This is a genomic window from Streptomyces sp. NPDC099050 (assembly GCF_044759865.1).
Classification (GTDB): domain Bacteria; phylum Actinomycetota; class Actinomycetes; order Streptomycetales; family Streptomycetaceae; genus Streptomyces.
The window spans coordinates 304,626-322,526 of sequence record NZ_JBIWAE010000001.1 but is presented as its reverse complement, the minus strand read 5'-3'; the positions used below and the strand labels follow the sequence as shown (position 1 = coordinate 322,526).

The following is a 17,901-nucleotide window of genomic DNA, read 5'->3' as shown; positions in this document are numbered from 1 at the left end:
GGATTGTTCGTAGGGAACAAAAAATGGGGCATGCGGTCCGGAGAGCCAGCGAGCTGGCTCTGGATGAGACGACGGTCACAGCAGTTCGGGCCGCGCTGAAGAGCACCGCCGACGAGGTCGTCCAGGCGATCATCGACGAGGTCCCGTCCTACGCCAACGCCCTTTCGGGCCGCATGGGCGGCACCATCCGCCGATCCGTCCGCACCGCCCTGGGGCACTACCTGGACCTCGCGAGCGGCAACGCCACGGGCGGTGACGCCGGTGACGCGGCCTACGAGCTGGGCCGCGGCGAGGTGCGCGACGGCCGCTCGATGGACGCCCTGCTCAGCGCCTACCGCGTCGGCGCCCGCGTGGCCTGGCGATGCCTGGCAGCGGGCGCCGTACCCGCGGGTCTGCCCGCCGCCGAGGTCGCCAAGTTCGCCGAGCTGACCTTCGCCTACATCGACGAGCTCTCCGCCGCGAGCGCCGCGGGCCACGCCGACGAACTGGCCGCCCGGGGCAGGGCTCACGAGCGCCACCTGGAACACCTGGCCCGCGATCTCCTCGCCGACGCGAGCCCGGACGTGCTGCTCGCCTCTGTTCAACGGGCCGGGTGGCAGCCTCCGGTCTCACTGACCGTGGTCCTGCTGCCCGCCGCCCAGGCCCGGCCCGCCTACCGCGCGCTCGACCCGAGCACCCTCGTCCTCGATGATCTGCCGGACGCCACCGGTGTGCTGCTCGTACCCGACGCCGACCGGCCACATCTCTTGCGGCAGCTGACCGACCGCACCGTCGTGGTCGGCCCGGCCCGGCCGTGGACCCGCGCGTCCGCCTCGTACGCACGAGCCGTACGCGCGCGCTCCCTCTCCTCTGACATTCGCGACACCGAGGACCACCTGCCCGAGCTGGTGCTGAGCGCCGACGCGGACGCGTTCGCGGACCTGCGCGCTCGAGCCCTCGCGCCGCTCCGGACCGTGCCTGCCGCGACCGCGCGGCGGCTGGAGGAGACGTTGCGGGCGTGGCTGCTGCACCAGGGCAGGCGGGACGAGGTGGCGGCGGCGCTGTTCGTCCATCCCCAGACGGTCCGGTACCGGATGGCACAGGTGCGGGAGCTGTTCCCGGACCTCGCATCTCCACAGCGGGTCCTCGAACTGACGCTGGCGGTCGGCCCCCGGGTGCGAGCGGGGGGTGGCCGGCCCAGTAGGGCGCCGGGATGAGGATCTCGTGCGCCGCTCCGCGAGAGCGGAGCTCCGGCTCCTGGGTGGGCGGCTACCGCTCGCGACCGGAGAACGCGGCGTCGAAGGAGGCGCTCGGCGGGTCGAAGTCGAACCGCTTGAGGTGGGCGAGCGCCTCGGGGGCTCCGGTCAGGCGGTCCATCCCCGCGTCCTCCCACTCCACCGAGATCGGGCCGCCGTAGCCGATGGAGCGCAGCATCCGGAAGACGTCCTCCCAGGGGACGTCACCGTGTCCGGCCGAGACGAAGTCCCATCCGCGCCTCGGGTCGCCCCACGGCAGGTGGGAGCCGAGCCTGCCGTTGCGTCCGTCGAGGCGTTTGCGGGCCTCCTTGCAGTCGACGTGGTAGATCCGGTCCCGGAAGTCGTAGAGGAAGCCGACCGGGTCGAGGTCCTGCCAGACGAAGTGGCTCGGGTCGAAGTTCAGCCCGAACGCGGGCCGGTTCCCGACGGCTTCCAGGGCCCTTTGGGTGGTCCAGTAGTCGTACGCGATCTCGCTGGGGTGCACCTCGTGGGCGAAGCGGACTCCCTCGGTGTCGAACACGTCGAGGACGGGGTTCCAGCGCTCGGCGAAGTCCTCGTAGCCGCGCTCGATCATGCGCTCGGGGACGGGCGGGAACATGGCGACCAGGTGCCAGATCGAGGACCCGGTGAAGCCGACGACGGTGTCCACGCCGAAGGCCGCGGCTGCCCGCGCGGTGTCCTGGATCTCGGCCGCGGCCCGCCTCCGGACCCCCTCCGGCTCGCCGTCCCCCCAGATCCTGCCGGGCAGGATGCCCCGGTGGCGTTCGTCTATGGGGTCGTCACAGACGGCCTGGCCCACCAGGTGGTTGGAGATCGCCCAGCACCGGAGTCCGTACTTCTCCAGCAGGGCCCGCCGGCCGTCTAGGTAGGAGGGGTCGGACAGTGCCTTGTCGACCTCGAAGTGGTCACCCCAGCAGGCGAGTTCGAGGCCGTCGAAGCCGTTGTCGCGGGCGAACGCGCAGACTTGCTCGAGCGGCAGGTCGGCCCACTGTCCGGTGAACAGCGTGAAGGAACGGGGCATCGGCTCTTCTCCTCGGTCAGAGCTGTGCTCGCGCGCGCCCGGCGCCGGGCGCCGGGGCGAGCACGGGGACGGGCGTGTACACGGCGTTCTTCGCGGCGCTCTCCTCCACGGCGGCCAGCACGCGCTGGACCTGGAGGCCGTCCGCGAACGACGGCGCGGGGTCGGTTCCCGCCGCGATGGACATCACCAGGTCGCGCGCCTGGTGGGCGAAGGTGTGCTCGTACCCCAGCACGTGGCCCGGCGGCCACCACGCCTCCAGGTAGGGGTGGTCCGGCTCCGTGACCAGGATGCGCCGGAAGCCGGCGACGGCGGCCGGTTCCCGGTGGTCGTGGTAGAGCAGCTCGTTGAGTCTCTCCAAGTCGAAGGCGAGGGAGCCGAGTTCACCGCTGATCTCCAGGCGCAGGGAGTTCTTGCGGCCCGGCGCCATCCGGCTCGCCTCGAAGGTCGCGAGCGCACCGGACGCGAGGCGACCGGTGAACACGGCCGCGTCGTCGACGGTGACGGGTCCCCGTCCGGTGCCGCCGGATGCGCTCGGCCCGGCCGACACCCCCGCGAGCAGGGGCCGCTCCCTGACGAACGTCTCCAGCTGCGCCGAGACCCCGACCAGCGGCTCCCCGGCCAGGAACTGCGCGAGGTCGACGATGTGCGCCCCGAGGTCTCCGAGTGCGCCGGAACCGGCGCGCCGGCGCTCCAGCCGCCAGGTCAGGGGGAACTCGGGATCGACGAGCCAGTCCTGGAGGTAGGTCAGCCGTACGTGGCGCAGGGCGCCGATCCGGCGCTCCGCGATGAGCCGGCGGGCGTGGGCGATGGCGGGGACCCGGCGGTAGTTGAAGCCGACCATGGCGACCTGGCCGCGCGCCCCGGCCCGCTCGGCGGCCTCCGTCATGGCCTCGGCCTCGGCGACCGAGTTGGCCAGCGGCTTCTCGCACAGCACGTGCTTGCCCGCGTCGAGCGCGGCGATCGCGATCTCCGCGTGCCGGTCGCCCGGGACGCAGATGTCGACGAGTTGCACGTCGTCGCGGGCCACCAGCGCCCGCCAGTCGGTCTCCGCGGCGGCCCAGCCGTGCCTGTCGGCCGCCGCGCGCACGGCCGCTCGGTCCCGGCCGGCCATGGCGGCGAGTACCGGGCGCAGCGGCAGGTCGAACACGCGGGTCGCGGTGCGCCACCCCTGGGAGTGCGCGGCGCCCATGAACGCGTATCCGATCAGACCGACGCCGAGCGTCGGCGGCGGCGCCGTCTCGCTGTGCCTGTCCTGCATGGGTCTCCTCTCGCGGGCACCGGACGCGGCCGGTGCGGATGGCGGTTCGGTGGAGCGCTACGGGGCCGGGGCCCGCCCGGGTGGGGGCTTCCGGGAGCCCGCCCGGGCAGCGCTCGCGCCGTCAGTTGAAGCCGACGGGCAGGTAGTCGTCGACGTTGTCCTTGGTCACCACGGCCGAGTAGAGGGTCACGGAGGACGGGATCTCCAGCTCGGCCATGCCGGTGAGTCCCCGGCCCTGTCCCAGGGCGCGGGCCAGGTCGATGGCGGAGGCGGCCATCGTCGGCGGGTAGAGGACGGTCGCCTTCAGCACGCTGTCGTCGGCCTTGATGGCGTCCATCGCGGATCGGGCGCCGGCGCCGCCCACCATCAGGAAGTCCTTCCGGCCGGCCTGGGCGATGGCCCGCAGGGCACCGATCCCTTGGTCGTCGTCGTGGTTCCACAGTGCGTCGAACTTGGGCTGGGCCTGCAGCAATTGGGCCATCTTGGCCTGACCGGACTCGACGGTGAACTCGGCTGCCTGGCGGGCGACTTTGGTGATGTTGGGGTAGTTCTTCAGTGCGTCGTCGAAGCCCTGAGTCCGCTGCTTGGTGAGTTCCAGGTTGTCCAGGCCCGCCAGTTCCACGACCTTGGCGCCGGGCTTGTCCTTGAGCTTCTCGCCGATGTAGCGCCCGGCGTTGAGTCCCATTCCGTAGTTGTCGCCGCCGATCCAGCAGCGGTAGGACTGCGGGGAGGCGAACACGCGGTCCAGGTTGACGACGGGGATCCCGGCGGCCATGGCCTGAAGTCCGAGCTGGGTGAGCGCCTTGCCATCGGCGGGCAGGATCACCAGGACGTCGACCTTCTTGTTGATCAGCGTCTGGATCTGGCCGATCTGGGCGGCCGTGTCGTTCGAGCCCTCGGTGATCTCCAACGTGACGTCGGGGTACGTCTTCGCTCTGTCCCTGGCGTTCTGGTTGATGGCGTTGAGCCAGCCGTGGTCGGCCTGCGGTCCCGCGAAGCCGATCGTGATGGCCTTGCCCGGCGCGTCGGTGGCGACGGGGGCGCCCTGGGGCGCGGCGGCCTTGCTCTTGGGTTCGTTGCTGGTGCAGGCGGTCAGGAGCGTTCCGGCGGAGACGGCGGCGGTGCCGAGGAGCAGTCCTCTGCGGGTGGGGGTACGGGTTTCGGGCATGGCGGATCCACCTCTTCGGTCGGGTCGGTCCGGGCGCGGGAGGTGCCGGACCGGGCGGGGGGCGAGGAACGGGCGGGGGGGAAGAGGAACGGGCGGGCGGAGGGGAGGAGCAGGGGGATCGGGCGCGGTCAGCCGTCGCGGAGGGTGCGGCGCTGGATGAGGACGGCGGCGACGATGATCGCGCCCTTGGCGATCTGCTGGACGGCGCTCTCCAGGTTGTTCAGGGCGAAGATGTTGGTGATCGTCGTGAAGACCAGGACACCGAGCACCGAGCCGACGATGGTGCCGCGGCCGCCGCTGAGCAGGGTGCCGCCGATGATGGCCGCGGCGATGGCGTCGAGTTCGTAGAGGTTGCCGTTGGTGTTCTGCCCGGAGCCGGCCAGGACGATCAGCATGAACGCGGCGATGCCGCAGCACAGACCGGACAGGAGGTAGAGGTGGAGGCGCTGGCGGCGCACGTCGATGCCCGCCAGCCGCGCGGCCTCCGCGTTGCCGCCCACGGCCACCGTCCGGCGCCCGAAGGTGGTGCGGTTGAACAGGACCCAGCCGACGAGGGTGACGGCCGCGAAGACCAGGGCGAGCGGTGGAACGCCGAGGAGGTAGGCGTCCTTCACACCGAGGTCGAGCACGGTGTCGACGGTGACGATCTGGGTCTTGCCGTCGGTGAGCTGGAGGGCGAGACCCCGCGCGGAGGCGAACATCGCGAGGGTCGCGATGAAGGGGACCATGCCGCCGTACGCGACGAGGACTCCGTTCACCAGTCCGCAGCCCACCCCTACGGCCAGGGCCGTGAAGAGGATCCCGGCGAATCCGTACTCCTGGGTGGCCACCGTGGTGGCCCAGACGGAGGCCAGGGCGACGATGGCCCCCACCGACAGGTCGATGCCGCCACCGGTGATGACGAACGTCATGCCGACGGTGACCACACCGATGATGGACGCCTGTGTCAGGACGAGTTGCAGGTTGCTCGTGGCGAGGAAGGAATCGGGCCGGGTGATGCCTCCGACCGCGACGAGCACGGCGAGGACGCCGAGTAGGGACAGGTTGCGCACGTCCGGTCGGAAGCCGAGCGGCCGGTGCGCCGCGGGCTTCCCGTCCGGCGCGAACGGGGCGGGTGCGACCGGCGCGTCCTGCCCCGCCGGAGTGGCTGACTGCGTCATGCCGTCGGGCTCCCTTCCATCACGAGATCGAGTACGCGGTGCTCGTCGAGCTCCCGGGCGTCGCAGGTGTGGACGACGGTGCCCTCGCGCAGCACCAGCACGCGGTCGGCGAGGCCGAGGACTTCGGGTACCTCGCTGGACACGAGAAGGACGGCGAGGCCGTCGTCGGCCAGCCGTCTGATCACGGCGTACAGCTCGGCGCGGGCGCCGATGTCCACGCCTCGGGTCGGCTCGTCGAGCAGCAGGATGCGGCAGCCGCGCAGCAGCCAGCGGGCGAGCACCGCCTTCTGCTGGTTCCCGCCCGACAGGTTCCGGACGGGGGTGTCGGGGTTGTCGGGGCGCAGGGACAGTTCACGGGTCGCCAATTGGGCTGCGGCCCGCTCCCGCCGGCGGTCGAGCCAGCCGCCGCGGGAGAAGCGGGAGAGCGTGGCGACGGTGACGTTGCGGGTGACGGACTCCATCATCAGCAGGCCCTGGGCCTTGCGTTCCTCGGGGGCGAGGCCGATGCCGGCGCGGACGGCGGAGCGGACGCTGCCGGGCCGCAGGGGCACGCCGTCGACGAGGACCCGCCCGGCGGTGGGCCTGCGCGCCCCGTAGACGGTCTCCAGGATCTCGCTGCGTCCCGATCCGACGAGCCCGGCGAGTCCCACGATCTCGCCGGGCCGCACCTCCAGGTCCACGGGGGCGAACTCGCCCTGCCGGCACAGTCCTTCGACGCGCAGTACGGGTTCTGTCGTGGCGGCTCCCGCTCGGTGGGCGCGCGGCTGGAAGACGTGCTCGACGTCGCGGCCGGTCATCAGCGTCACGACCGCGTCGGTCGAGGTGGACTTGGCGGGCAGCCCGCACGCGACGGTCCGGCCGTCCTTGAGGACCGTGACGCGGTCCCCGATCCGTCGGATCTCCTCGAGCCGGTGGGAGATGTAGATGACGGCGACGCCCTCGGCGGTCAGGTCGCGGACGGTCCTGAACAGGTTGTCGACCTCCTCCGGGTCGAGGGCCGCGGACGGCTCGTCCATGACGATGAGCCGTACTTCGTGGGAGAGCGCGCGGGCCATGGAGACGATCTGCTGCTGGGCCGCGGAGAGCTCACCGACTTGGCGGGCGGGGTCGATCTCACCGTGGCCGAGACGTTTCAGCAGGGCGGCAGCCTCGGTCCGGGTGGTGCGGGCACGGACGAAGAAGCGTGCGGAGGTGGGTTCGTGGCCGAGGAAGACGTTCTCCGCGACGGACAGTCCCTCGACCAGGTCGAGTTCCTGGTAGATGGTGGCGATGCCCAGGCGCATGGCCACGATCGGGGAGCCCAGCGACACCTTCTCGCCGCGCCAGGTGATCCGTCCCCCGTCCGGCTGATGCGCGCCGGCGAGGATCTTTATCAGGGTGGATTTGCCGGCACCGTTCTGGCCCAGGACGCAGTGGACGTCTCCGGCGCGGACCTCCAGGTCCACGCCGTCGAGGGCCCGGACGCCGGGGAAGGATTTGGTGATGCCCGACATGGTGAGCAGGGGTGGTTCGGGTGCCATGACGATTCCTCGGCTGGGTGCGGGAGGGCCGTGAGCGGGCGGTACGCGGCGCGGGGCTGGAGCGAGCGGTGGCGGCGGGGGCGGTGGCGGCGGTGGCGGCGGGCCTGGCATGCCAGGACGAACGCCGGCGGGTGCGTACGGGGTCGGCCTCGTGCGTGCCGGACTCGGCGGGTGCATGCCGGGATCGGCGGGAGCCTGCCGGGATCCGGCGGGTGCGTGCCGGCCGGCTCGGGGCCGGGTCGGTCTGCTCGGGGTCAGGCCGGGGAGAACAAGTGGTCGCTGATGAGGCGGGCGGCGCCGATCACGCCGGCGGTCGAGCCCAGTTCACCGAGGACGATCGGCAGGTTCCTGGTCGCCAGGGGGAGGGAGCGCCGGTACACCTGGGTGCGCACGCTCGCCAGGAGCGTGTGCCCGAGCCCCGTCACCCCTCCCCCGATCACGACCATCCCCGGGTTGAAGAAGCTGACGAGGCCCGCGATGACCTGACCGACCCGGTCACCGCCCGCCCTGATCAGGTCCAGGGCCGCCGCGTCACCCGCGACGGCCGCCGCGGAGACGTCCTGCGCCGTCAGCTTCCCGGCCGCCTCCAGCCGCGCGGCGAGTTCGGGCGAGCGACCGCCGCGCGCCGCGTCCTCGGCGTCGCGGGCCAGCGCCGCTCCGCTGAAGTGGGCTTCCAGGCAACCCCTGTTGCCGCATCCGCACACCCGCCCCTCCGGGTCGACCTGGATGTGCCCGATGTCGCCGGCGCTGCCCGTCGGGCCGCGGTGGACGTTGCCCCCCGCGATGATGCCGCAGCCGATTCCGGTGCCGATCTTGACGTAGAGGAAATCGCTCACGGACCGGGCCACACCCGCGTGCTGCTCCCCCATGGCCATCAGGTTCGCGTCGTTGTCGACCATCACGGGGCAGCCCAGTTCCTGGCTGAGCGCTTCCCGGACGGGGAACCCGTCCCATCCGGGCATGATGGGAGGAGCCACCGGGACTCCCTCGGGAAAGCGGACCGGTCCCGGTACGCCGATGCCCGCGCCGTCCAGGCCGTCGGCCAGGCCGGATGCCTTGAGCTTGGCGGTCATCGACAGAACCTGCTCGAAGACCGCGACGGGGCCTTCGCGCACGTCCATGGAATGGTTGAGGTGCCCCAGGATCTCCAACTCGGCGTTGGTCACCGCGACGTCGATCGAGGTGGCGCCGATGTCCACGGCGAGGAAGCGCAGGGTGGGCGCCAGCCGGATGTTGTGCGAGCGGCGGCCGCCACGCGAGGCGGCGAGCCCGTCCGCGACCACGAGTCCGGTCTCCAGGAGGCGTTCCACTTCCACCGCCAGCTTGGATCGCGAGAGGTCGACATGATCGCCCAGCTGTGCGCGGGAGTTGGGGCCGCCGTCCCGCAGCAGACGGAGCAGTCGAGCCTGATGGGCGTTGCCTGGCCGAGCCGTCATGCGTCGCACGTGTCCCTCCTCCACAACCGGTTCCGATCGGTCAACTTCCGCTGACCGTCTGTGCTTTCGACGGAACGTAGCAGCACTCCTCTCAGCACGGAAGAACTTGCGCACGGTTCCCTTCGACTTTCGCCGAGGTGAGGACAAAGGTCGGTGCGACGGCATCCGGCCCGTCTCCGCTGCCGCGTCCACCGCGCACCGAAGGGGGCTTTGTCCCGTCGATGGAGAAAGTTGCGAGAACTCGCGCGCACCGGGTTACGGACTCCGACGAAGCCCGCTAACTTCCGTGAAACACACCGCTGTTGAAGCGAGGTACCGCCCCCGAAGGCACGACGGCACACGCCGGCGGCCACGCACAGCGGTCCGTCGAGGCTTGCCATCACCCCCCTCTTACTTCAGGAGAGCTCTGTGCGCATGAGCCCGCCCGGACACAGACGCGTCCGCTTCCTACTGACCGCTGTGGCGTGCACCCTCGGCTGTCTCCTGCCGGTGCCGCCGGCCGGCGCTGCCCCCAGACAGGAAGGCGGTGCGGCGCACACGTCGGCCGCATACGATTTCCAGCAGGTCACCTTGGCCAAGGGGGTCGCCGAGATGGGCGAGCCCATGACACTGACGGTGCTGCCCGACCGCTCGGTGCTGCACACCTCGCGCGACGGCACCGTCCGCAGGACGGATGCGGCGGGAAACACCGCCGTGGCGGGCAAGGTCGAGGTGTACAGCCACGACGAGGAAGGTCTGCAGGGCGTCGCGGCCGATCCCGGCTTCTCGACGAACCGTCACGTCTACCTCTACTACGCGCCGAAGCTCACCACCCCGGGCGGTGATGCCCCGGCGGACGGCACGGCCGGCGCCTTCACCCCGTTCGATGGGGTCAACCGGCTCTCCCGGTTCGTCCTGAAGACCGACGGGACCCTGGACCTCGGGAGCGAGAAGAAGATCCTCGACGTGCCGGCCTCCCGTGGCATCTGCTGCCACGTCGGGGGCGACATCGACTTCGACGCGGCCGGCAACCTGTACCTGTCCTCGGGCGACGACACCAACCCCTTCGCCTCGGACAGCTACACCCCGATCGACGAGCGCCCCAACCGCAACCCCGCCTACGACGCCCAGCGTTCCGCCGGCAACACCAACGACCTGCGCGGCAAGGTGCTGCGGATCAAGGTCAACGCCGATGGGTCGTACTCGATCCCGACCGGCAACCTCTTCCCGCCCGGCACCGCGAAGACCCGCCCCGAGATCTACGCCATGGGTTTCCGCAATCCCTTCCGGATGAGCGTCGACAAGGCCACGGGAATCGTCTACCTCGGCGACTACGGCCCCGATGCCGGCAGCGCCAGTCCCTCGCGGGGCCCCGCCGGCCAAGTGGAGTTCAACCGCATCACCCAGGCGGGCAACTACGGCTGGCCGTACTGCACCGGCGACAACGACCCTTACGTCGACTACGACTTCGCCACCGGCACCTCGGGCTCCGCCTTCGACTGCGCCGCCCCCAGGAACAGCTCGCCCCGCAACACCGGCCTGACCGATCTGCCGCCGGCCCGGCCCGCCTGGATCCCGTACGACGGCGGCTCCGTGCCGGAGTTCGGCAGCGGCTCGGAGTCCCCGATGGGCGGCCCGGTCTACCGCTACGACGCCGCGTCGACCTCCGGGGTGAAGTTCCCGCAGGAGTACGACGGTGACTACTTCGCGGGCGAGTTCGGCCGCCGCTGGATCAAACGCATCGAGGCGGACGGCGCCGGCACCGTGCAGGCCATCGAGCCGGTCGCCTGGAGCGGCACCCAGGTGATGGACATGGCCTTCGGCCCCGACGGAGCCCTGTACGTCCTCGACTACGGCACCGGCTACTTCAACGGCGACGAGAACTCGGCCCTGTACCGCATCGAACACGTCACCGACGGTCTCGCACCGACCGCGCAGGCCAAGGCCTCGGTCACCTCCGGCAAGGCACCGCTGTCCGTCCCGTTCTCCTCTGCCGGCAGCAGCGACCCGGACGGTGGCGCCCTCGGCTACGCCTGGACCTTCGGTGACGGCACCACCTCCACGGCCGCCAATCCTTCCCACTCCTACACCGCCAACGGCCAGTACACGGCCACGCTGAAGGTCACGGACCCCACCGGAAAGTCCGCGACGGCCTCCGTGCGGATCACCGTCGGGAACACCGCCCCCACGGTGAAGCTGGAGCTGCCCGTGACCGGCGGCATCTACGACTTCGGCGCCGCGATCCCCTTCCAGGTGACGGTCACCGACCCGGAGGACGGCGCCATCGACTGCTCCAAGGTGAAGGTCAACTTCATCGTCGGGCACGACAGCCACGGCCATCCGCAGACCTCGGCCACGGGCTGCTCCGGCACCCTCCAGACCCTGGCGGACGGCGAGCACGACCCCAACGCCAACATCTTCGGCGTCGTCGACGCCGAGTACACGGACAAGGGCGCGAACGGCCAGCCCGCACTGACCACGCACGACCAGCACCTCACCCAGCCGACCCACCGGCAGGCCGAGCACTACGGCGCCTCCGCCGGTGTCCAGGTGGTCAGCCACGCCCCGGCGCACGGCGGCAAGACCGTCGGCTACATCGAGAGCGGCGACTGGATCTCCTTCACCCCGTACGCGCTGGACAGGGTGACGCGGTTCACCGCGCGGGTCTCCTCGGCGGGCACGGGCGGCACCATCGAGGTGCGTGCCGGGTCCCCGGCCGGCACGCTGCTCGGCACGGCGACCGTGCCGGTGACGGGCGGCTGGGAGACCTTCCAGGACGTCACGACCACCCTCGTCAACCAGCCGGCCGGCTCGACGACGCTCCACCTCGTCTTCAAGGGGGGCAGTGGTTCCCTGTTCGACATCGACGAGTTCTCCTTCACCACCTCCGCCGTCGGATCCGGCCCGGGCGAGGTGAAGGGCGTCAACGGGAAGTGCCTGGACATCGACGGCGCCGGCACGGCCGACGGTACGCGGGCGCAGATCTGGACGTGCAACGGATCCGCTGCCCAGGCGTGGACGGTTCCCGCGGACGGCACGCTGCGGGCGCTCGGCAAGTGCCTGGACGTGTCGGGCGGCGCCGGCGCCAACGGCACGAAGGTCCAGCTGTGGACCTGCAACGGTACGGAGGCCCAGAAGTGGGCGGCCCAGGCCGACGGCACGGTCCGCAACCCGCAGTCCGGCAAGTGCCTGGACGCCTCGGGCGGCACCTGGAACGACGGAACCCCGGTCCACCTGTGGACCTGCCACACCGGCCCCAACCAGAAGTGGACCCTGCCGTAGGAAGGAGGCGTCCGTTCATGCGTACCCATCTCAGAGCACTCATCGGCCTGTTCGCCGGCGCGGTGCTCGGTCTGGCCCCCCAGGCCACGGCCCTGCCCGCCCCCGTGAGCCACTCCCCCGCCGCGCAAGAGCGCGCGGCCGCCGATCCGGCGTACCGGATCCTCGTGTTCTCCAAGACGGCCGGCTTCCGGCACTCGTCGATCGACGACGGCATCGCGGCCCTCCGCGGCCTCGGCACGGCGAACGGCTTCACCGTCGACAGCACCGAGGACGCCCAGAGCTTCACCACCACGAACCTCGTTACGTACCGGACTGTCGTCTTCCTGTCGACCACGGGCGACGTGCTGAACGCCGCCCAGCAGACCGCCTTCGAGCAGTACGTCCAGGGCGGCGGCGGATACGTCGGCATCCACGCCGCCGCCGACACCGAGTACGACTGGCCCTTCTACGAAGGCCTGGCCGGGGCCCTCTTCCACTCCCACCCGGCCATCCAGTCCGCCGGCGTCCGGGTGGAGGACCGGGCCCACGACGCCACCGCGCATCTGGGATCCACCTGGCAGCGCACCGACGAGTGGTACAACTACCGCACCAACCCGCGCACCAGCGCCCGCGTCCTGGCCTCCCTCGACGAGTCCAGCTACTCGGGCGGGAACATGGCGGGAGACCATCCCATCGCCTGGTGCAAGGATTACCGGGGCGGCCGGGCCTTCTACACCGGCGGCGGACACACCGACGCGTCCTACACCGAGCCCGCCTTCCTGCGGCACCTGCTCGGCGGCATCCGCTGGGCCGCGGGGATGACCGAGGCGGACTGCCGGCCCGAGTCCGGTTACACGGCTCTCTTCGACGGCTCGTCCACCACCGGCTGGAAGCAGGCGGGACCGGGCGGATTCGACCTGGTGGACGGCAGTCTCGTCACCCGGGGCGGGCTGGGCATGCTCTGGTACTCCGCGCGGGAGTTCACCGGCGACTACTCCCTCAAGGTCGACTGGAAGGCGACCGCGGACGACAACTCCGGTGTGCTCGTGGGCTTTCCGGCTTCCGACGACCCGTGGTCCGCGGTGAACAACGGCTACGAGGTCCAGATCGACGCCACCGACTCCGCCGATCGCACCACGGGATCCGTCTACGGCTTCCGGTCCGCCGACATCGCCGCCCGCGACGCCGCGCTGAATCCGCCGGGCGAGTGGAACACGTACGAACTGCGGGTGACCGGCGAACGGCTGGAGGTCTTCCTGAACGGCAGCAAGATCAACGACTTCACCCATGCCGATCCGGCCCGGAGCCTGCGTCAGGGCCACGTCGGCATCCAGAACCACGGGGACGGCGACGAGGTGGCCTTCCGCAACGTCCGGATCAAGCAGGGCGGCGGACAGCAGCCCGGTCCCCGCACGGGTGAGGTGAAGGGCGTCAACGGCAAGTGCCTGGACGTCGACGGCGCCAACAGCGCCGACGGGACGCGGGTACAGATCTGGACGTGCAACGGTTCCGCTGCCCAGAAGTGGACGCCCTCCGACGACGGCACGGTGCGCGCGCTCGGCAAGTGCCTGGACGTGTCGGGCGGCGCCGGCGCCAACGGCACGAGGGTCCAGCTGTGGACCTGCAACGGCACCGGCGCCCAGAAGTGGACCGCCCAGGCCGACGGCACGGTCCGCAACCCGCAGTCCGCCAAATGCCTGGACGCCTCCGGGGGCACCTGGAACGACGGAACCCCGGTCCACCTGTGGACCTGCCACACCGGCCCCAACCAGAAGTGGATCCTGCCCTGACCGTCCCGTCCGACACCTGGCCGTAGGGCCGTTGCGGGTGACCGAAGCGGCCCTACGATCGTCCGGGCGGGAGTCCCGGCCGCTGCGCCGGGCTCCGCCGGGCTCCCACAGCACCTGCGCGATCCCGTGGGAGAACATCGCACTCGTGGGCGCCGTGAACCTGCTCGATCCGCAGGCCGTGGTCCTCGGCGGGTCGCTGTCGCGGCTGGCGCCCTGGTTGCCGCCCTCGCTGGACAGGGAGCTGACGCTCCACACTCCGTCGCACGAGCGGGTCCTGGACGACCCCGCGGCCTACGCGCACGGGTGAGAGGCAGAAAGGACTGACCCGCTCGGCACTCAGGCCGGGGCGTTCCCGCTCCGCGGGCCGCAGGGCGGGGCCACTGCGACCCCCGTTACGCCCCGTCCCGGTGTGGCGCGTGACCCAGAACCGCCGGCGATGGCCGCAGTAGGCCGTGGAAAACATCGTCCGGCACCTGGCGGCGGACCGTGTCCATCGGCAGCAACGTGCCGTCTCGGGCCGGCAAGGGCCGGCAGGGCCGGCAGGGCGATGCTCAGGTTCGACCTGCGACGTACCCGATCAGGACGAACTCGCCCCGTCGTGGCCGAAAGCGCACCCCGTGCGACCCCGATCTCCCGAGCGGTCACGGTCAGGCGGGAACACGCCGAGAGTGCGGACGAGTAGCACCCCGGGCCACCTACGGCGCTGCTCTCGTGACCATGTGTGCCCGTGGACTCCACTGTCGAGCCGTCAGCAACTCCCTGTCGTAAGGTGATACGCCGCTTGATCATGAAATCTCCGGGGGACCAGCGATGCCGTACGACACCGACTCAGGCCCTACCGGCGATCTGGATCTACTCCCCCGTCCATGCCGACATCCCGCAGTGGTGGAGGCGGCAGCGGGGCTACCTCAACACCTTGCTGTGATCCTGGACGGGAACCGTCGCTGGGCGCAGGAGCAGGGCCGAGCCCTGACCGGCGGGTACCAGCTCGGCGGCGAAAAGGTACTCGATTTCCTGACCTGGTGCCGACGTGCGGAGATAGCGTTCGTGACGCTGTGGGCGCTGTCCCTGAACAATTTGAACCGGGCGGCCCACGAGGTCACCCCGATTCTGGACTCCGTCGTGCGTGCGGTGGAGGTCCTTGCCGAACAAGAGCTTTGGCGCATTCGCGTGATCGGCCTCACGGACCTCCTGCCGCCCACCGTCACACGGCGCCTCCAGCAGGCCGTCGAGACCACTGCCGCCGTGACCGGCCCCACGGTGAACATCGCGCTCGCCTACAACGGGCGGCAGGAACTCCTCGACGCGCTCCAGAACCTCCTCTCAACTCCCGAGGGCATGGAACAAGCCCGGGCGGGACTCACGGCGGAGATCCTCGGCAGCCACCTCTACACAGGCGGTCAGCCGGACCCCGAGCTGATCATCCGTACCTCCGGGGAGCAGCGCCTTTCAGGATTCATGCCCTGGCAGTCCGCCCACAGCGAGCTGTACTTCTGCGAGAGGCCCTGGCCCGAGTTCCAGGAATCCGATCTCCTCCGGGCCTTGGCCTTCTTCGCCACCCGTACGCGCCGCTTCGGCCGATGACCAGGAGCGCACTGCGCGCCCTTGATCGACTCCACCCCACCCTTCCCGGCATCCGTGGGCACCACCCGGGCCGGGCCCGGCCCCGGCGTCCATGATGTCGAGCTCGGCGGCGGTGGCCTGGAGCTTCCAATTCGGAGGCGACCGCCGCGTAGGTCGTGACGTCGTGCCTGCACCCCTTGGTGCGGAACAGCTGGCGCAGCGTGGCCTCGGGGCGCAGAGCAGCGGCGTGCATGACCTGGGGCATCTGGCGGTGGTCGCTGCGGTGACCGGCCCAGATCTGGTGCGGGACGAGCCGCCCGAAGCCGGACGCCATCAGCAGGCGTCCGGCTTCGTGTCCGTGGCCCCGTACGGGGCACCGGGGAGCACTGCGAGGCTGGTCAGCATCGCAGTGCTGCCGTAGTCCTCGACGAGCAGCCCCACCGGGCCGATACACACCCGCATCCTGCGGCCGTTTCCGGCTCCGGCTCGGAGCTGGAGGTGATGCGTTGCCGTGAACGCCGCTGCGGCCGGCGGGCGGGGCACGGAGAGCAGCGGGTGGTAAGGAGCGAGGTCGAAGCGGCTCAGAGGAGGCCCGACAATCGCCCGGTGCCGTTCCGCGGCCACGAATCAGTGCTGCGCCGCCTGCCCCAGCGCCAGGAACAGCGGCAGGCCGGCTGTGAGCGTGGCGGCGCACAGGAGCATCCGTTTCGTCTTCATGCCGGGGGCGTTGACCCCCGGCCATCAAGGGGAAACGGCTCCCACCTGGTGACGGCCCCCAACCCTCAAGGCTCGCAGGTTGGCGATCCGGCCGCGCACCACTCTCCGACTGCCGGCAGCTCACTGGTCGATGGGCCGAGTTCGTGGCAGGCGAGCAAGCAGAAGGACGGGTACGAGCAGTGGACCCCCGGTCGGGTTTTGGCGGCAGCTCGACGGGCCTTGGGTCTACTGCTCGAGTTCGAGCGCCAGCCCCACCTGGTGTCCGCCTCGCCTCTCGACCGGGATGAAGACCGGCTCCTCGGGTACCGCACCGGGGAGGCCGGCACCGGCCACGATCGCGTAGGCCTGGGCCAGGTCGACCAATTCCCCCGGTGTCGCCTGGTCGGCCGCTGTCGCGAGCCCGTACGCCAACGGCGGCCGGCTGCTGCGCTCGCTCCCGCTGCCCGGACTGGACGCGTGGGCCGTCCCCGTGGAGAAGCCCGGAAGCACCCTGCACGAGCCGACCCGCGTCCTGGGCCGCTACCTCGCGCAGATCATGAGGGACACAGCCGGACGACGGGACTTCCGGGTCGTCGGGCCCGACGAGACCGCGAGCAACCACCTCGACGACCTGTACGACGTGACGGGCAAGGCCTGGCAGGGCATGACGGAACCCACCGACCGGAACCTGTCCCGGGACGGCCGGGTCATGGAGATCCTCTCCGAGCACGTGTGCCAGGGCTGGCTGGAGGGCTACCTCCTCACCGGCCGCCACGGACTGTTCTCCACGTACGAAGCTTTCGCCCACATCGTCGACTCCATGGTCGGCCAGCACATCAAGTGGCTGAAGACCGCCCGCGAGCTGAGCTGGCGCGCGCCCGTCGCCTCCCTCAACTACCTGCTCACCTCGCACGTCTGGCGCCAGGACAGCAACGGCTTCTCCCACCAGGACCCCGGCTTCGTCGACCACGTCCTCAACAAGAGCCCGGACGTCGTACGCGTCTACCTGCCGCCGGACGCCAACACCCTCCTCGCCGTGGCCGATCACGCACTGCGCAGCCGTGACCAGGTGAACGTGATCGTCGCCGGCAAACAGCCCTGCCGTGACTGGCTGGCCATGGACGATGCGCGGACACACGTCGCGCGGGGCGCCGGAATCTGGGCATGGGCGGGCACGGACGACGGGACGCGCGAGCCCGACGCCGTGCTGGCCTGCGCCGGGGACGTACCCACCATGGAGGTCCTGGCCGCCTCGGCCCTGCTGCGCGAGCACCTCCCCTCGCTGGCCGTCCGGGTCGTCAACGTCGTCGACATCACCCGGTTGATGCCCCACGAGGAACACCCGCACGGCATGACCGACACCGAGTACAACGCCCTCTTCACCACCGACAAACCCGTGATCTTCGCCTATCACGGCTACCCGTGGCTCATCCACCGTCTGGCCTACCGCCGGACCGGCCACGCGCAGCTGCACGTCCGCGGCTACAAGGAGTCCGGCACGACCACTACCCCGTTCGACATGGTCGTGCGCAACGACCTCGACCGGTACCGGCTCGTCATGGACGTCATCGACCGCGTCCCCGGCCTCGCCGGCCGCGCCGAAGGCCTGCGTCAGGCCATGACCGACCACCGCATCCGCCACCATGACTGGATCCACGAGCACGGCACCGACCTGCCGGAGGTAGCCGACTGGTCCTGGCCCTACTGATCGTCCCGCCCGGAACGGTACGGGTGGGCCGTCCGGGCCGGGGAGGGTACCGAACGGCCCTTTCCGGGCACGCCGCCACCGGCGGAGGGTGGGAGGCGCACCCGAA

General features: G+C 71.0%; 13 protein-coding genes and 1 pseudogene. 6 read left to right on the top strand and 8 right to left on the bottom strand.

The window, feature by feature from the left end; genetic code table 11:
* Nucleotides 1-23: 23 nt before the first annotated feature.
* Nucleotides 24-1,196 (top strand): PucR family transcriptional regulator, encoded by a 1,173-nt coding sequence (locus ACIQV3_RS01455; protein WP_403708571.1) that lies wholly within the window; start codon nt 24-26, stop codon nt 1,194-1,196.
* Nucleotides 1,197-1,248: 52 nt separating this feature from the next.
* Here ACIQV3_RS01455 and ACIQV3_RS01450 read toward each other — a convergent pair whose 3' ends face one another.
* The 6 genes from ACIQV3_RS01450 to ACIQV3_RS01425 all read right to left on the bottom strand — a co-directional run bounded on the left by ACIQV3_RS01450 (nt 1,249) and on the right by ACIQV3_RS01425 (nt 8,798).
* Nucleotides 1,249-2,256: a sugar phosphate isomerase/epimerase family protein gene (locus tag ACIQV3_RS01450; protein WP_403708569.1), complete on the bottom strand. Its 1,008-nt coding sequence runs from the start codon at nt 2,254-2,256 to the stop codon at nt 1,249-1,251.
* Nucleotides 2,257-2,272: 16 nt separating this feature from the next.
* On the bottom strand, nt 2,273-3,514 hold the full coding sequence (locus ACIQV3_RS01445) for a Gfo/Idh/MocA family protein (protein WP_403708567.1): 1,242 nt from the start codon (nt 3,512-3,514) through the stop codon (nt 2,273-2,275).
* Between the two features lie 121 nt (nt 3,515-3,635).
* The gene (locus tag ACIQV3_RS01440) at nt 3,636-4,682 is read right to left on the bottom strand and encodes a substrate-binding domain-containing protein (RefSeq protein WP_403708565.1); all 1,047 of its coding nucleotides are present in this window, start codon (nt 4,680-4,682) and stop codon (nt 3,636-3,638) included.
* 128 nt (nt 4,683-4,810) lie between these two features.
* Nucleotides 4,811-5,842, bottom strand: a complete 1,032-nt coding sequence (locus ACIQV3_RS01435; protein ID WP_403708563.1) for an ABC transporter permease — start codon at nt 5,840-5,842, stop codon at nt 4,811-4,813.
* Complete coding sequence (locus tag ACIQV3_RS01430) at nt 5,839-7,362, bottom strand: sugar ABC transporter ATP-binding protein (protein ID WP_403708561.1); 1,524 nt, start codon at nt 7,360-7,362, stop codon at nt 5,839-5,841. Before ACIQV3_RS01430 ends, ACIQV3_RS01435 begins: the two co-directional genes overlap by 4 nt.
* A 254-nt stretch (nt 7,363-7,616) precedes the next feature.
* Entirely contained in the window at nt 7,617-8,798 is a 1,182-nt protein-coding gene (locus ACIQV3_RS01425; RefSeq protein WP_403709132.1) for an ROK family protein, read from the bottom strand.
* Nucleotides 8,799-9,212: 414 nt separating this feature from the next.
* On the opposite strand from ACIQV3_RS01425, the gene ACIQV3_RS01420 reads away from it, so the two are divergent.
* The 4 genes from ACIQV3_RS01420 (at nt 9,213) to uppS (ending at nt 15,412) form a co-directional block, all read left to right on the top strand.
* Nucleotides 9,213-12,059: a PQQ-dependent sugar dehydrogenase gene (locus tag ACIQV3_RS01420; RefSeq protein WP_403708559.1), complete on the top strand. Its 2,847-nt coding sequence runs from the start codon at nt 9,213-9,215 to the stop codon at nt 12,057-12,059.
* Nucleotides 12,060-12,076: 17 nt separating this feature from the next.
* On the top strand, nt 12,077-13,828 hold the full coding sequence (locus ACIQV3_RS01415) for a ThuA domain-containing protein (protein ID WP_403708557.1): 1,752 nt from the start codon (nt 12,077-12,079) through the stop codon (nt 13,826-13,828).
* Between the two features lie 145 nt (nt 13,829-13,973).
* The gene (locus tag ACIQV3_RS01410; RefSeq protein ID WP_403708555.1) at nt 13,974-14,135 is read left to right on the top strand and encodes a hypothetical protein; all 162 of its coding nucleotides are present in this window, start codon (nt 13,974-13,976) and stop codon (nt 14,133-14,135) included.
* Between the two features lie 503 nt (nt 14,136-14,638).
* Nucleotides 14,639-15,412 carry a polyprenyl diphosphate synthase gene (gene uppS / locus ACIQV3_RS01405; RefSeq protein WP_403708553.1) on the top strand — a complete coding sequence of 258 codons (774 nt, stop codon included), beginning with the start codon at nt 14,639-14,641 and terminating at the stop codon, nt 15,410-15,412.
* Between the two features lie 312 nt (nt 15,413-15,724).
* On the opposite strand, the gene ACIQV3_RS01400 is transcribed toward uppS, so the two are convergent.
* Both ACIQV3_RS01400 and ACIQV3_RS01395 read right to left on the bottom strand, forming a co-directional pair.
* Entirely contained in the window at nt 15,725-15,847 is a 123-nt protein-coding gene (locus ACIQV3_RS01400) for a hypothetical protein (RefSeq protein WP_403708551.1), read from the bottom strand.
* A 486-nt stretch (nt 15,848-16,333) separates the two neighbouring features.
* On the bottom strand, nt 16,334-16,471 hold the full coding sequence (locus tag ACIQV3_RS01395; RefSeq protein WP_403708550.1) for a hypothetical protein: 138 nt from the start codon (nt 16,469-16,471) through the stop codon (nt 16,334-16,336).
* A 31-nt stretch (nt 16,472-16,502) separates the two neighbouring features.
* On the opposite strand from ACIQV3_RS01395, the pseudogene ACIQV3_RS01390 reads away from it, so the two are divergent.
* Nucleotides 16,503-17,795 (top strand): annotated as a pseudogene (locus ACIQV3_RS01390) (phosphoketolase); the annotation flags it as partial.
* Between the last annotated feature and the right edge of the window lie 106 nt (nt 17,796-17,901).